Here is a 13,398-nt window from a genome sequence, read left to right on the forward strand (position 1 = left end):
CCGGCGCCCCGCTCCCGCGGTCCCGCTACTCGACGGCCGCCAACTCGGCCAGCACCGCCGCCGTTTCGGCCGGCCGGGAGAACATCGGCCAGTGCCCCGTCGGCACCTCGCGCAGCTCCCACTCCGGCCCGCCGAGCGCGGCGAAGTACGGATGCCCGGCGGCGATCATCTCCCTCACCTGCGCCAGCGGGATCGAGCAGGAGACCAGGCCCTTCGGCAGCTTCGCCGCCCCGCCGGCCAGCCGCACCGGCTCGGAGAGGGTACGGCCCGGCTGGTCGGTCGCCCTCTCCCGGAACCGGGCCAGGCCCGCCTCGTCGATCCCCGCCACGTCGGCGCCGCCCGAGGCCAGCACCTCCCAGGACGGCAGCGGCAGCCGCCAGCCGTCGACCAGCGAGTCCTCCAGCGCGGCGCGGTAGGCGGGGTCCCACAGGTCGCCGATCGCGACGCCGTCGGCCATCGGACCGGAGTCCACCCAGACCACCCGGCGGATCCGCTCCGGCACCCGGTCGGCCGCGCCGCTCACGGCGACGGTGGCGCCGCTGTGCGCGACCAGGACCACGTCCCGGAGGTCCTCGCGGACCAGCAGGTCGGTCAGATCGTCGATGTGGGCCTGTGAGCCGGTCTCCGGCGAGGCCTCGCCGGCGCGTTCGGCCAGCCCGGGCAGGGTCACCGCGTGCACGATGTGGCCCGCGGCGCGCAGCGGTTCGGCCACCGCGTCCCAGGCCCAGCCGCCGAGCCAGAAACCGGGAACGAGTACGAAGGTGCTCATGAGGACGGTCCTCTCCTGGAGTGTCGTGTCCTGGGGTGCTGGGCACGTCGCCCGGCCGCCCCGTCGTCGATTCCGACCCTAGAATCGCATGAGGACAGAACCCGTCCGGATTAACCGGCTTGTCGACCGAGGAGCGCAGACCCGTGGAGCACCCGGTCAGCCGCACCCTCGCGCTGCTCGAACTCCTCCAGGCCCGGCCCGGCCTCACCGGCGCGGAACTCGCCGCCCGGCTGGAGGTCGACGTCCGCACCGTGCGCAGGTACGCCGCCCGGCTCGCCGACCTCGGCATCCCCGTCCGCGCCGAGCGGGGCCGGTACGGCGGCTACCGCCTGATGCCGGGCTACCGGCTGCCGCCGCTGATGCTCACCGGCGACGAGGCCGCCTCCGTGGTGCTCGGCCTGCTGGCCGGCCGGCGGTCCGGGATGTCGGTGGGGGAGCAGGCCGGGGAGTCGGCGCTCGCCAAGATCCAGCGGGTGCTGCCGCCGCAGCTGCGCGAGCGGGTCGCGGCCGTCGAACAGACCCTCGGACTGACCGCAGCGCCCGCCGCCGGGCCCAGCCCGGCCGCGTCCGCGCTGTTCACGCTCGCCGAGGCGGCCCGCCGGCGGCGCCGCGTCCGGCTCGACTACCGGGACCGCAGCGGCACGCCCAGCGAGCGCGCGTTCGACCCGTACGGGCTGGTCTTCCACTCGGGCCGCTGGTACACCACGGGGCTGGACCACCGCAGTGGCGAGCAGCGGACCTTCCGGCTGGACCGGATCCACGCGGCCGAGCTGAGCGAGGAGGGGTTCGAACCGCCCGCCGGCGTCGACCCGGTGCAGCGGGTGCTGGAGTCGCTCGCCTCGGTGCCGTGGACGCACGAGGTCGAGGTGGTCCTCACGACCACCCTCGACGAGGCCCGCCACCGCATCCCGCCCGTCGCGGGCACGGTCACCGGGAGCGGCGACGGGCGCGTGCTGTTCCGCGCGCGGGCCGAACGGCTCGACGGCATGGCCGTGATGCTGGCCGGCCTCGGCGTGCCCTTCACCGTCCGCCGCCCCGCCGCCCTGCGGGACGAAGTACGCGCCCTCGCCGCCCGCCTCACCGCCTGGAGCGAGGCGGACGAGGACTGAACGCGGACGGCGCCCCCGAACGCACGGCGGCGAGCCCCCGGGCGGGTGCACCACCCCGGGGGCTCGCCATGACGAACGGGCCGGGCCTCAGGCCTTCGGGCCGCCGTCCTGCTCCGCCGCCACCTTCCGCTTCACCTCGTCCATGTCCAGCTTGCGGGCCTGGCCGATCAGGTCCTCGAACACCGGCTCGGGCAGTGCACCGGCCTGGGAGAAGACCAGCACGCCCTCGCGGATGATCGCCAGCGTGGGGATCGACTGGATCCCGAAGGCCGCCGCCAGTTCCTGCTGCGCCTCGGTGTCCACCTTGGCGAAGACCAGGTCGGAGTGACGCTCGGCGGCCTTCTCGAACACCGGCGCGAACTGGCGGCACGGGCCGCACCAGCTCGCCCAGAAGTCGATGAAGACGAAATCCTTGCCGTCCGGGCCGGGGACGATCTCGTCGAAGTTCTCCTTGGTCAGCTCGACCGTGCTGCTCATCTCGCGGTTCCTGCCCTTCCGGTGGTGGGGGTCAAGGCCATGTGCCCCCGACAACGGCTACCGCCCACGCCCTATTCCGCACCCCTACCGGCTCCCCGCAGCGGCCGTCCGGAGCGGGAAGTCGCCCCGCCCGACTTCCCGTGGCTCCACCCGCCACGAGTCCGGCCACCCCCACGCGCCCCGGACTCCGGCGAGCACAGGGCCTGCGCCACCCGACCCGCCGCGCACCCACACCCGCGGGCCCGGCCCCGGCCGGCCCCCAGCGCGCGGACTCCGCTCTCCGCCCGCACACCACCCGCTCCCGACGGGCCTCCGCCCCGCAGCCCGGACTTCGCATCCGGGGTTGGTGGGCGGGGGCCTGCTGTGTCCTGGCTTCGGTGTGTTTCCGGGCGCTGAGTTCGTCGGCCGTGGCTGTGGGGGAGGTCTTGGGCAGGTGGTTTCGCCCGCTGCCTGTGCCGGTCCTCCTTCGGTGCCGGAGCAGGAAGTCGGCGGGTCCGACTTTCCACTCCGCCTTCGCCCTCGGACCCCGCCGACGATGCGCAGCCGCCGTTAGCGGGTCCACTCCAGGTGGCCTGCCCGCAGGCTTCGCCGGTACCTCGCACCGCCGGAGCCCGGTGGTATCGCGTGCACGGAGGAGCCTGGTTGGCCTCCCTGATGCTATGTACCCCTCGCCGCATGGGCGTTGGGCCACGCTCCTGCCCGCAGCCTCCCGGGGCGTGTGGCTTCTCCTTAGCCTGCATCAACTGGCCTTGGCACGCGGCCCGCTGCGGCCATGCCCGCGCGGAGCCCCTGGGCAGGTGGCTCAGCAATTTGCCTGTGCTTCGGTGCCGGAGCAGGAAGTCGGCGGGTCCGACTTTCCACTCCACCTTCGCCCTCGGACCCCGCCGATGCGCAGCCGCCGGTAGCGGGCCCACTCCAGGTGGCCTGCCCGCAGGCTCCGCCGGTGCCTCGCACCGCCGGAGCCCGGTGGTATCGCGTGTGCACGGAGGACCCTGGTTGGCCCCCCGTGCCGCGCGCCCCTCGCCGTACGGGTGTTGGGGCACGCTCCTGCCCGCAGCCCCTGGGTGTGTGCTTTCTCCCCAGCCTGCATCACCCGGCCCGCCGTGCGGCCATGTGTGCGCTCCGGGGCTGGTGGGCGGGCTGCTTGCCGTCCGGGTGTTCCGCCGGTCCTCGCCTGCGCGGGAATCCGTGGGGCGGGTGGTTCCGTGCTTCGCCTGTGGCCGTCGGAGGCACTGCCGCCGGTCGACCCTTCGGTGCCGGAGCAGGAAGTCGGCCGGTCCGACTTTCCACTCCAACCGCTCCGCTAGTGCGTCGTGAGGGTGGCCAGGTGGGTGAGGGTCCGGGCGCAGCGGTGGGCGAAGTGGTGTTGGGCGAGGGGGAGGAGGGGGCCGGCGAGGTGGGCGTACCAGCGGTGGGGGCGGCTGAACGCGTTGACGGTGAACCAGACCGCGCCGTCCGCCGCCATCTCCACCATGAACGTCTCCTCGCCCACCGCGAGGTGGCCCCGGCGCGTGCCGTAGGTGAAGCCGTGGCGGTCGCCGTCCCCGCTGTCGGCGGTGCTCCAGACCACCCGGCACGGGGCGCCGGCCCGCAGCGGGCCGATGCCGACGGCGCAGTGGACGGCGACGCCCGCCGCCGCCCGGTCCGCCTCGGCGGTGACGCGGACCCCGGCCGCCCGGTGCATCCGCCACCCCAGGACGGCGGCCCCGGCCGCGTCCAGGGCGGCGCGGCCGTGGCCGACGAGGGCGCGGTGGCGGAGGTGGTTGTAGCCGGCGGGCAGCGGGGCGTGGAGGTCGGTGCTGGCGCCGACCTCGGGGTAGTTGAGGTCGTTCATCGGGTGCGCTCCTGCGGAGTCGGGGTGAGTCGGCGCCAGGCGAGGAGCGAGCACAGCGCGAAGCCGAGCGCGTTGCCGACGCCGTGGGTGGCGGCCATCCAGCCGAGGGTGGGGTGGGGGAGCCCGGTGGCCTCGCCGAGTGCCCACCAGAGGGCGAGCAGCATGGTGACGGCGAGCACGGCCGCCGAGACGCCGAGCAGTACGGGTGTGCCGCGGACCCGCAGGTCGCGCCAGGTCAGCAGGCCGACCAGCCACATGCCCGTGGTGAGGACGGCGGCCCCGGCGAGTTCCGCCCAGTCGCCGACGAAGTAGCCGCCCAGTACCAGCAGGGTCCCGGCGGGCACGCTGAGCGCGGCCCACCGCGCGGCCGGGCGGTCCGGTACGGCGCGGCACACCAGTCCGGCGACCAGGGCGGCGGTGAACCCGGCGTAGTGGAAGTGGGGGACGGTCAGGGCGAGGACGTCGAGGTCGAATCCGAGCAGCCGGTGCCCGGAGCGCTCCGCGACCAGCGCGACCCCGGCCACCGACGGTGCCGCGAGCGCGGTGAGCACGGTGATCTCGGGCGGAGCGAGCGAGCGGGTGCGGGCGAGTCGGAGCGGGGCGTGGGCGGCGAGGGCGAGCGTGCCGAGTGCGTAGAGCGTGGCGCTGCCGGTGGCGAGCGCGCCGCGCGGCAGCCAGAGCGAGAGCGCGCCGGGGACGGCGGCGAGCGGCCAGAGGCGGCGCAGCCGGGCGAGGCGGGGTTCGTCGATCAGGGCGAGGCCGAGCGGGATCACCGCGCCCATGCCTAGCAGGACCAGCAGGCTGACCAGCTCCGTGGTGCCTCGTCCCATGGCGGCCCACTCTCTTGAACGCGTTCAAATGATTCTCGCGCGCCGACTCTACGCACTGTCTTGAACGCGTTCAAGTCCCCTGCCCTGGTGTTCACCGGGGGTGCGGCGCACCCTGGAGGAGTAACCCGGACCAGAAGCGACCGCCGGAGGTGATCCGCCATGCAGACTCTTGTCGGTTGGCACATCGAGATGGAGTTCCGGGAGGAGGGGCCGCACACGGCCGCCGTCGCCCTCTTGAGACTGGGGGACGGTGCGGAGCTGCGCGCGCGTGGTGCCGCCAGCCGTCACCCCTCCGACCCGGAGCAGCTGAGGGTCGGCGAGGAGATCGCGGCCGCGCGGGCGCTCAACGACCTCGCCTCGCAGCTGCTCACCAAGGCCCACGGTGAGATCCAGGAGGTCAGCCCGGTCCCGACCCACCCGCTGTCGTGACGCCATCGGACGGCACCGCCGGCCCGACCGCCCACCGGTCCCGCATCCCGCTGATCTGCCCGCGCTGCGGGCGGGAGCAGCGGGTGGTGCCGGGCGGTCCGGGCCGCGCGGTGAAGGTGGTGCACGCCGGCACCGGCCGCGAGGCCTGCGAGCCGGGGGACCTGGCCCGCGCACCGGATGACGGCACGGCCTGACCCCCGGTACGGTCCGCCCCACGGCACGGCCCGCCCCTGGCGCAGCCCGACCCCCCGGTACGGCCGGCACCCGCCTCAGTTCGGGCAGTACGTGGTCGGCACCTGCCACTCGGGCCCGATCAGCCACTGCTCCAGCTCGTTGAGCGTGATCCGGATCCCGACGGTCCCGGCCAGCCCGAGGCGCATCCGGCTGCGGGCCAGGGCCAGGAAGGCCGCGAGACCGTACTTGTTGATCAGTGACGTGCGGTACCGGGCGGTGGCGTCCTCGTCGCAGACGGCGGCGCGGGCCGGGAGCTGGCGCCCCGTCGGGCGCCCGTGCGCGTCGCACGGGCCGACCAGGACCTTGGGGTGGCGGCGGATCCGTTCGGCCTCGCCGGAGTGGGCGGGCGTCCAGATGCCGAGCGCGGTGCCGTCGGCGATCACCCAGCTCTGCGAGCGGACCTGACGGCCGTCCTCGCCGAAGGTGGTGAGCAGGAGGTATCTGCTGTCGGCCAACTGGTCGGTACGGTCGTGCACGGTGTCCTCCCTGTCCGGTTCGGCGGGTGGGTGGTGCGCGGTGGCGGGCCCGGTGGAACTCCCCGGCGCCGGGTCCGGTGGTCCCGGGCGCCCTCGCCGTACGGCCCGCGGAACAGCGTCGCACGGGTGCGGTCGAGCACCCCGGCGGGGTGGGCCAGTCCATTGTCGTCCACGGGGGCCGGCGGTTCGAGGGTGCGCGGCCGTTCGGCACCCGTCCCGCGCCCTGGACGGCCGCCGGGACGACGGGAATCCACCCGGACGGCGTAGGCCCGGCACCCCGCCCGGCCGGTGGCCGCCCCCGCGGACGGCGAACGCCCCCGCAGACGGCGAACGGCCCGCCCGGTGTCGGGAAGACACCGGACGGGCCGCCGCACACCGTCGTGGACCCCGCGGGATCAGTGCACCAGCACCGGCACCTCGTTGGCCGCCGCGTCCGCGTCGGCGCCCTTGCCGTCCGCGCCGTGGCCGGGCCGGCCGGCGTTGATCAGGACGAACGCGAGCGCGGACGCCAGCACCAGGATGCCGAAGGACCACCAGATCGCGGTCGAGAAGCCCTCCACCATGCCCTGGAACTGCACCGCCTGCGCGGCGGCCGGGGTGGTCGCGGAGGCTGCGTGGGCCGCCAGCCAGGTGGTGGTGGCGCTGGCCGCGATGGTGTTCAGCAGCGCGGTGCCGATGGCGCCGCCGACCTGCTGCGAGGTGTTCACCATGGCGGACGCCACGCCCGCGTCGCGCGGCTGGACGCCGTGCGTGGCCAGGCTCATGGCCGGCATGAACGCGGTGCCCATGCCGAGGCCCATCAGGACCAGGCCGGGCAGGATCAGCGCCGGGTAGGAGGTGTCCAGGTCGATCTGGGTCAGGATGAGCATGCCGAGCGAGGCGACCAGGAAGCCGGGCGCCATCAGGAACCGCGCCGGCAGGCGGGTCATCAGCCGGGCGCCGATCTGGGTCGAGCCGGTGATCATGCCCGCCACCATGGGCAGGAAGGCCACGCCGGTCAGGACCGGGCTGTAGTCGAGCACGATCTGCAGGTAGTAGGTCAGGAACAGGAAGAGACCGAACATGCCGATCACGGCCAGGCCCAGCGACAGGTAGACCCCGCCGCGGTTGCGGTCCAGCACGACCCGCAGCGGCAGCAGCGGCGCCTTGACCTTCCGCTCGACCACGACGAACGCGGCCAGCAGCACGGCGGCGGCGACGAACAGGCCGATCGTGACGCCCGAGCTCCAGCCGTCCGACTCGGCCCGGGTGAAGGCGTAGACCAGGGCGACCAGGCCGGTGGTGACCAGCAGCACGCCGGGGACGTCGAGGCGGTCGCGGTTGCGGCCGACGGCCGGCTCGCGGATCACCATGACGGCGCCGACGGCGGCGATCACGGCGAACGGGATGTTGACGAAGAAGGTCCAGCGCCAGTTCATGTACTCGGTGAGCAGGCCGCCGAGGATCAGACCGATCGCGCCGCCACCGCCGGCGATCGCGCCGTAGATGCCGAACGCCTTGGCGCGCTCCTTGGCCTCGGTGAACATGACGGCCAGCAGCGAGAGCGCGGCCGGGGCCAGCAGCGCGCCGAAGACGCCCTGGAGGGCGCGGGCGCCGAGCAGCATCGCGGTGTTGGCGGCGGCGCCGCCCAGCGCGGAGGCCAGCGCGAAGCCGGTCAGGCCGACCACGAAGGCCCGCTTGCGCCCCCACAGGTCGGCCACCCGGCCGCCGAAGAGCAGCAGTCCGCCGAAGGCCAGCGCGTACGCGGTGATCACCCACTGGCGGTTGCCGTCGGTGATGCCGAGGTCCTTCTGGGCGGACGGCAGGGCGATGTTCACGATGGTGGCGTCGAGGACGACCATCAGCTGCGCGAGGCCGATGAATATCAGGGCCTTCCAGCGCCTCGGATCGGGCTGGAGGGCGGGTTGGGCGGTTTCCGGCATGGGGGTACTCACTTCGGTGTGCGGGGTGTGCGGTAGGTGCGGAGGAACGCGGGAAGCAGCGGCGGGCGCGCAGGGGCGGCCGCAGCGCGTCGCCACGGTGAAGGGGTCCTCGGTGTCGGGTCGCGCCGGTCGGTCCGGCGCGCCGGGTCAGTGGCGGATCAGTGACGGATCAGTGGTGGATCGGTAGTGGTGGATCAGTGGTCGCCGTGGAAGTCCTCGAAGGTCGCGGCCCGGCCGGGCAGGACGGTGGGGGCTGGAGCCCGCATGCCGTCCAGGAACAGTTGCAGGTGCCGGTGGACGAAGCCGTCCAGGACGTGGCACGAGGTGCCCGGAAGCGGGCGGGTGAGCTGGCTCAGCGCGATGAACAGATCGCCGTGGTCGACGTCCGGACGGGCCTCGCCCGCCGCCTTCGCCCGCTCCAGCAGACCGCCGGCGACGGCCATCAGGCGCTCGCGCGCCTCGACCAGGTCCGGGTCGTTCAGGTCGACCCGGTTGGTGAGCAGCGGGCAGAGTGCGCCGACCTTCTCGTCGACCGTCTCGTGGGCGAACCGCTCCAGGGCGTCGAACGGGCCGGGGACCTCGGCGGCCGCCCGCTCGGCGATCGCCACGATGCGGTTCTTGACCAGCAGCGCGACCTCGCGGATCAGCGCCGTCCTGGTGGGGAAGTTCCGGTAGAGCGTAGCGTTTCCGACGCCCGCCCGCTTCGCGATTTCGTCCAGCGGCGCGTCCGCGCCGTGCTCGACGAACGCGTCCCGGGCCGCCAGGACGATCCGCTCGCGGTTGCGGCTCGCGTCCGCGCGCAGTCTGGGCGCGCGGGCCGGGCCCGCGGCGCAGGCCGAACGGGGGGCGACGGTGGTCACGGGGCACTCCTCCCGGGTACGGGTTTCCGGGGAGTCACTCCCCGCTTAGTCCAACGAAGGGCTAAACGGGGAATCCATCCCCGGAAATTTCGCACCTGGATGTGACCTGCGTCACATCGTCCTGACACCCCCGCCGGCGTCCCTGCCGAGGCTCGCCGCCACCGGCCGGTGCAGCGGGATCTCGAAGTGCACGGTGGACACCCCGGGCCCGTGCTCCCCGGTCGGGCGGGCGTCGTAGACCTCCTCCGCGAGGCTTCGCCAGAACGCCTCGGCGCCCGGGATCGCGGTGTTGGTGTGCAGGTAGAGCCGCCGGTAGCCGCCCTCCCCGGCGGCGAACGCGCGCGCGCGGTGGACCAGCTCCCGGGCCAGTCCGTGTCGCCGGTGCTCGGCGCGGACGTAGACCCGGACCAGTTGCGCGGTGGTCCCGGACGGGTAGCGCCGGGCGAGTTCGCGCGGGTGCGGCGGGTGGGCCGGCCCGGTGGAGTGCAGCGCGGTGGTGGCGACCACCTCCTCGCCGTGCACGGCGACCAGCAGTGCGTGCCGGGGGTGGTCCAGGTAGTGCCCCTGGAGGTCGACGACGTCGGCGTGCCAGTCGGGCACGTAGCCGTAGCCGAACTCGCGGTAGAAGGTGTCCAGGATCAGCCGGCGTGCGCCGGGCACGTCATGGGGGAGTGCATGGCGGACGGTGTAAGGGAATTGACGATCCATCAGGCATCTCCGACAGGACTGGGGCGCGGCGGGTGTGGGCAAGAGTACATGAAAACCACTTTCATCTGACGCATCGACGGAAATGCGGTCGGGCGTGTTGAAAATGAAAACGAATCCCGTTACGGTCCTGCCTGTCGGCCGGGTCCACCGTGTCCGTCGAGAGCGTGTCCGTCGTGTCCACCGCGTCCGTCGTGTGCGTCGTGTCCGTCGAAAGGGAGAGTCGTGGCACATCTGCTGGTGATCGAGAGCTGGGTCGGCTCCATGAGCAGGCTGCTGCCGCGGGCGCTGGGGGAGGGCGGCCACCGCTTCACCTTCCTCACCCGCGACCTGCACCACTACCTGCGCGCCGCCACCCCCGCCGACGGTCCGCACCCGCTGCTCGCCGCCGAGAACGTCCTCACCGCCGACACCAACGACCCGGAAGCGCTTCCCCCGTACGCCGAACGGCTGCACGCGCTGCTCGGCTTCGACGGCGTGCTCTCCTCCTGCGACTACTACCTGCCGCAGGTCGCCCTGGTGGCCCGCCGACTCGGGCTGCCCGGGCCGTCGCCCGACGCCGTTGCCGCCGCCTGCCGCAAGGACCTCACCCGCCGCCGGCTCGCCGGGGCCGGCGTCCCCGGCCCCGCGTACGCGCTCTGCGCCGACGCCGGGCAGGCCCGCGCCGAGGCCCGGGCGATCGGCTACCCGCTGGTCGTCAAGCCGGTCGACCTGTGCGCCGGGATGTTCGTCCGCGCGGTCCGCGACGAGGCCGAACTCCTCGCGGCGATCGGTGCGTTGGAGGCCTTCCCGATCAACGCCAGGGGCCAGCGGCGGGAGCCCGCGGTCCTGCTGGAGGAACTGCTCACCGGACCGGAGGTCAGCGTCGAGACGGTCTCGGTGGACGGCGTCGCGCACGTCGTCGGGATCACCGACAAGAGCGTCGGCGGCGCGCCCGCCTTCGTCGAGACCGGCCACATGTTCCCGGCCGCCCTCGACCCGGCGGAGGCCGAGGCCGCCGCCGGGACCGCCGTCGCCGCCCTGGCCGCACTCGGCCTCGACCAGGTCGTCGCGCACACCGAGATCAAGCTGACCCCCGCCGGCCCCCGGGTGGTGGAGGTCAACCCGCGCCCGGCCGGGAACCGGATCACCGAGCTGGTCCGTCGGGTCACCGGGGTGGACCTGGCGGCCGCCGCCGTCGACCTCGCCCTCGGCCGCCGGCCCGACCTGGCCGCCCGCCCGACCGGGGTCGCCAGCGCCGCCATCGCGTTCCTGGTGCCCGGCGGCCGGCAGGCCGGGCTGCTGGACGGCTTCGACGGGGAGGACGCGGTGCGGCACGACCCGGCCGTGGTCGAGCTCGCCCTCGCCGGGTCCGGCCGCGAAGTACGGCCCGCGACCAGCAACAACGAGTACCTGGGACACGTCATGACCGCCGACTCCGGCGGGGCCGGGGCGCGCCGTACGGCCGAGCGGCTGCTCGCCGGGCTCACCCCCCGCCTCGCCCCCACCGCAGACCCCGCCGAGCCCGCGGCGGTGTCCGCATGAGCGCCACGACCGTCCTGACCGCCCCTGCCCTCACCCCCACCCCCGCCCCCACCACGAGCTTCGGGATCGACGCCTACCCCGTGCTCGACCTGATCACCGGGCGGGCCCGTACGGGGGCGTACGGGCCCGACCCGGCCTCGCTGCGGATCGCGCTGGCCTTCGGCACCACCCAGGCCGTGCGGCACAGCGGGCGCACCCGCGGCTACCGCAACGAGGTGCTCAGCCTCCGGCTCGGCGCCGCCGTCGGCTCCTGCGCCGTCGAACCCGGCGACCTGCCCGCCGACACGGTCACCGACTGCGTCGGCGCCACCGTCGGCGAACTGCTCGACCACCCGCACACCGCCGTCCGGGTCGCCGCGCTCGACGCGTACCTCGGCCACTGCCTCCCGCACGCACCCGCCTACGGCGCCCGGCGCTTCGGGCTGCCGGCCGGCTCCTCGCTGGTGAAGTCACGGGTCCGCGCCGCCGCCGTGGTCGGGCTGCTGCCGCTCGCCGCCGTCCGCCGGGTGCTGGTCGTCGGCGTCGTCAACTCCCTCCTGGAGCAGCTCCGTTCCAATGAGGTCGGCTACCTGCCGTGCGACCTCAAGGGCGGCACCACCGAATGGGACGAGCCGGTGCACACCGACGCCCTCGCCCACCTCGACGACTGCGACGCCATCCTCGCCTCCGGCATGACCCTCGGCAACGGCACCCTCGACCCGCTGCTCACCCACGCCCGCGCCACCGGCAAGCCCCTGGTGCTGTTCGCCCAGACCGGCAGCGCCGTCCTGCCCCGGCTGATCGGCGACGGCGTCACCGCCGTCAGCGCCGAGCCCTACCCCTTCTTCTGGCTCGACGGCGGCCCGAGCCTGCTCCACCTGTACGGGGGTGCCAAGCGGTGACCGCCCTGCTCGCCTCCGCCGCGGCGCCGGGCCGGCCGGCCCTGGGCAACCCGGCCCTGCTGCCGCTGCTCGGCGGCACCCCGCTGGCCCGGATCACCACCCCGCTGCCGCACCCGCACCCCGGCTTCTGGGCCAAGCTGGAGGGGCTGAGCGCCGGCGGCATGAAGGCCCGCTCGGCCGTCGCCATGCTCCGCGGCGCCCACGCGCGCGGCGAACTGCGGCCAGGCGCCACGGTGGTGGAGTCCACCTCGGGCACCATGGGCGTCGGCCTGGCCTTCGCCGGGCAGGTCCTCGGCCACCCCGTCGTGCTGGTCGGCGACAGCGAACTCGAACCGTCCATGCGGCAGTTGCTGCGCGCCTACGGCGCCCGGCTGGAGCTGGTCGAGCAGCCCGCCCGGCACGGCGGCTGGCAGGCCGCCCGGCTCGACCGGCTGCGCGCCGTACTCGACCGGCTGCCCGACGCCTACTGGCCCGACCAGTACAACAACCCTGACAACGCGGCCGGTTACGGGGCGATGGCCCAGGAGATCACCGCCGAACTCGACCACCTCGACGTGCTGGTCTGCAGCGTCGGCACCGGCGGCCACAGCGCCGGGCTCGCCGAGGCGCTGCGCCGCCGCTGGCCCGGGCTGCGGATCATCGGCGTCGACTCGGTCGGCTCCACCATCTTCGGCCAGCCCGCCCGGCCGCGGCTGATGCGCGGCCTCGGCAGCTCCATCCACCCGCGCAACGTCGCCCACCAGGCCTTCGACGAGGTGCACTGGGTCGGCCCGGCCGAGGCGGTCGACACCTGCCGGCGCCTCGCCCGGGGCGCCTTCGTCAGCGGCGGCTGGTCCACCGGCGCGGTCGCCCTGGTCGCCGCCTGGGCCGCCCGTGCCGAGCCGGGCGCCGCCGTCGCCACCGTCTTCCCCGACGGCCCGCACCGCTACCTCGGCACCGTCTACGACGACGCGTTCTGCCGCCGGCACGGCCTGGACGCCGCACGGGCCGCGCCCCGTCCGACCGAGATCCCGCACCCGGCGGCCGCCGAGGTCACCGGCTGGGCACGCTGCCGCACCGACCGGAGCGCGCCCGCCGCCTTACCGGTGGGCGCCGCCGGATCCACCCCGTGACCGTCCCCGCCTGTACAGAGGAGGGCCGATGAGGCTCGTCGTCCGTACTGTTCGGCTTCGGCCGGCCGAGTTGTTGCGCATGCGTTCGGTGGCCGTCGTGCGGGACGCGGTCCAACTCGCCCTCGGCCGCGGCGAGGCCGTCGGTAGCGTCCACCTGGACCTGCCCGCCGACCGGAGCGCGCCCGCCGTCGTGCCGGTGGGTGCGGTCGGACCCACCCTGTGACCGTTTCCGCCCG

15 protein-coding genes are annotated in these 13,398 nt (G+C 74.6%); 7 read left to right on the forward strand and 8 right to left on the reverse strand.

Going from position 1 to position 13,398, the window contains the following annotated elements:
• Nucleotides 1-25 precede the first annotated feature (25 nt).
• Entirely contained in the window at nt 26-769 is a 744-nt protein-coding gene (locus tag ACFU74_RS06240; protein WP_380752560.1) for an alpha/beta fold hydrolase, read from the reverse strand.
• A gap of 143 nt (nt 770-912) precedes the next feature.
• Between ACFU74_RS06240 and ACFU74_RS06245 the strand changes: the two genes are divergently transcribed.
• Nucleotides 913-1,878 (forward strand): helix-turn-helix transcriptional regulator, encoded by a 966-nt coding sequence (locus ACFU74_RS06245; protein ID WP_380752563.1) that lies wholly within the window; start codon nt 913-915, stop codon nt 1,876-1,878.
• Nucleotides 1,879-1,965: 87 nt separating this feature from the next.
• Here the strand turns inward: ACFU74_RS06245 and trxA are convergent, their stop codons facing one another.
• The 3 genes from trxA to ACFU74_RS06260 all read right to left on the reverse strand — a co-directional run bounded on the left by trxA (nt 1,966) and on the right by ACFU74_RS06260 (nt 5,019).
• Complete coding sequence (gene trxA, locus ACFU74_RS06250; protein WP_380752566.1) at nt 1,966-2,355, reverse strand: thioredoxin; 390 nt, start codon at nt 2,353-2,355, stop codon at nt 1,966-1,968.
• Nucleotides 2,356-3,658: 1,303 nt separating this feature from the next.
• Nucleotides 3,659-4,189 (reverse strand): DUF1990 domain-containing protein, encoded by a 531-nt coding sequence (locus ACFU74_RS06255; RefSeq protein WP_380752569.1) that lies wholly within the window; start codon nt 4,187-4,189, stop codon nt 3,659-3,661.
• A complete protein-coding gene (locus ACFU74_RS06260) occupies nt 4,186-5,019 on the reverse strand; it encodes a YndJ family protein (protein WP_380752572.1) in 834 nt (277 codons plus the stop codon). Before ACFU74_RS06260 ends, ACFU74_RS06255 begins: the two co-directional genes overlap by 4 nt.
• Nucleotides 5,020-5,178: 159 nt before the next feature.
• Here ACFU74_RS06260 and ACFU74_RS06265 point away from each other — a divergent pair, with 159 nt between their 5' ends.
• Both ACFU74_RS06265 and ACFU74_RS06270 read left to right on the forward strand, forming a co-directional pair.
• Nucleotides 5,179-5,448, forward strand: coding sequence for a DUF1876 domain-containing protein (locus ACFU74_RS06265; RefSeq protein ID WP_380752575.1), 270 nt, complete (start codon nt 5,179-5,181; stop codon nt 5,446-5,448).
• A complete protein-coding gene (locus ACFU74_RS06270) occupies nt 5,445-5,642 on the forward strand; it encodes a hypothetical protein (protein ID WP_380752578.1) in 198 nt (65 codons plus the stop codon). Before ACFU74_RS06265 ends, ACFU74_RS06270 begins: the two co-directional genes overlap by 4 nt.
• Before the next feature lie 75 nt (nt 5,643-5,717).
• Here ACFU74_RS06270 and ACFU74_RS06275 read toward each other — a convergent pair whose 3' ends face one another.
• The 4 genes from ACFU74_RS06275 to ACFU74_RS06290 form a co-directional block, all read right to left on the reverse strand.
• Nucleotides 5,718-6,158, reverse strand: a complete 441-nt coding sequence (locus ACFU74_RS06275) for a PPOX class F420-dependent oxidoreductase (RefSeq protein WP_380752581.1) — start codon at nt 6,156-6,158, stop codon at nt 5,718-5,720.
• Nucleotides 6,159-6,553: 395 nt separating this feature from the next.
• Nucleotides 6,554-8,080, reverse strand: coding sequence for an MFS transporter (locus ACFU74_RS06280; protein WP_380752584.1), 1,527 nt, complete (start codon nt 8,078-8,080; stop codon nt 6,554-6,556).
• A gap of 194 nt (nt 8,081-8,274) precedes the next feature.
• Nucleotides 8,275-8,940 carry a TetR/AcrR family transcriptional regulator gene (locus tag ACFU74_RS06285; RefSeq protein ID WP_380752587.1) on the reverse strand — a complete coding sequence of 222 codons (666 nt, stop codon included), beginning with the start codon at nt 8,938-8,940 and terminating at the stop codon, nt 8,275-8,277.
• 111 nt (nt 8,941-9,051) lie between these two features.
• Complete coding sequence (locus tag ACFU74_RS06290; protein ID WP_380752590.1) at nt 9,052-9,648, reverse strand: GNAT family N-acetyltransferase; 597 nt, start codon at nt 9,646-9,648, stop codon at nt 9,052-9,054.
• Between the two features lie 222 nt (nt 9,649-9,870).
• On the opposite strand from ACFU74_RS06290, the gene ACFU74_RS06295 reads away from it, so the two are divergent.
• From ACFU74_RS06295 to ACFU74_RS06310, 4 genes are read left to right on the forward strand one after another with little or no spacing between them, the layout of a single operon-like run.
• Complete coding sequence (locus ACFU74_RS06295; RefSeq protein ID WP_380752593.1) at nt 9,871-11,169, forward strand: ATP-grasp domain-containing protein; 1,299 nt, start codon at nt 9,871-9,873, stop codon at nt 11,167-11,169.
• Nucleotides 11,166-12,050, forward strand: coding sequence for a Rossmann-like domain-containing protein (locus ACFU74_RS06300; RefSeq protein ID WP_380752596.1), 885 nt, complete (start codon nt 11,166-11,168; stop codon nt 12,048-12,050). The genes ACFU74_RS06295 and ACFU74_RS06300 overlap by 4 nt, the downstream gene beginning before the upstream one ends.
• Entirely contained in the window at nt 12,047-13,162 is a 1,116-nt protein-coding gene (locus ACFU74_RS06305; RefSeq protein WP_380752599.1) for a PLP-dependent cysteine synthase family protein, read from the forward strand. Before ACFU74_RS06300 ends, ACFU74_RS06305 begins: the two co-directional genes overlap by 4 nt.
• A 28-nt stretch (nt 13,163-13,190) precedes the next feature.
• Nucleotides 13,191-13,385, forward strand: coding sequence for a hypothetical protein (locus tag ACFU74_RS06310; protein ID WP_380752602.1), 195 nt, complete (start codon nt 13,191-13,193; stop codon nt 13,383-13,385).
• Nucleotides 13,386-13,398: the final 13 nt, after the last annotated feature.

The organism is Kitasatospora sp. NPDC057500, from assembly GCF_042802195.1.
In the GTDB taxonomy this organism is placed as follows: domain Bacteria; phylum Actinomycetota; class Actinomycetes; order Streptomycetales; family Streptomycetaceae; genus Kitasatospora.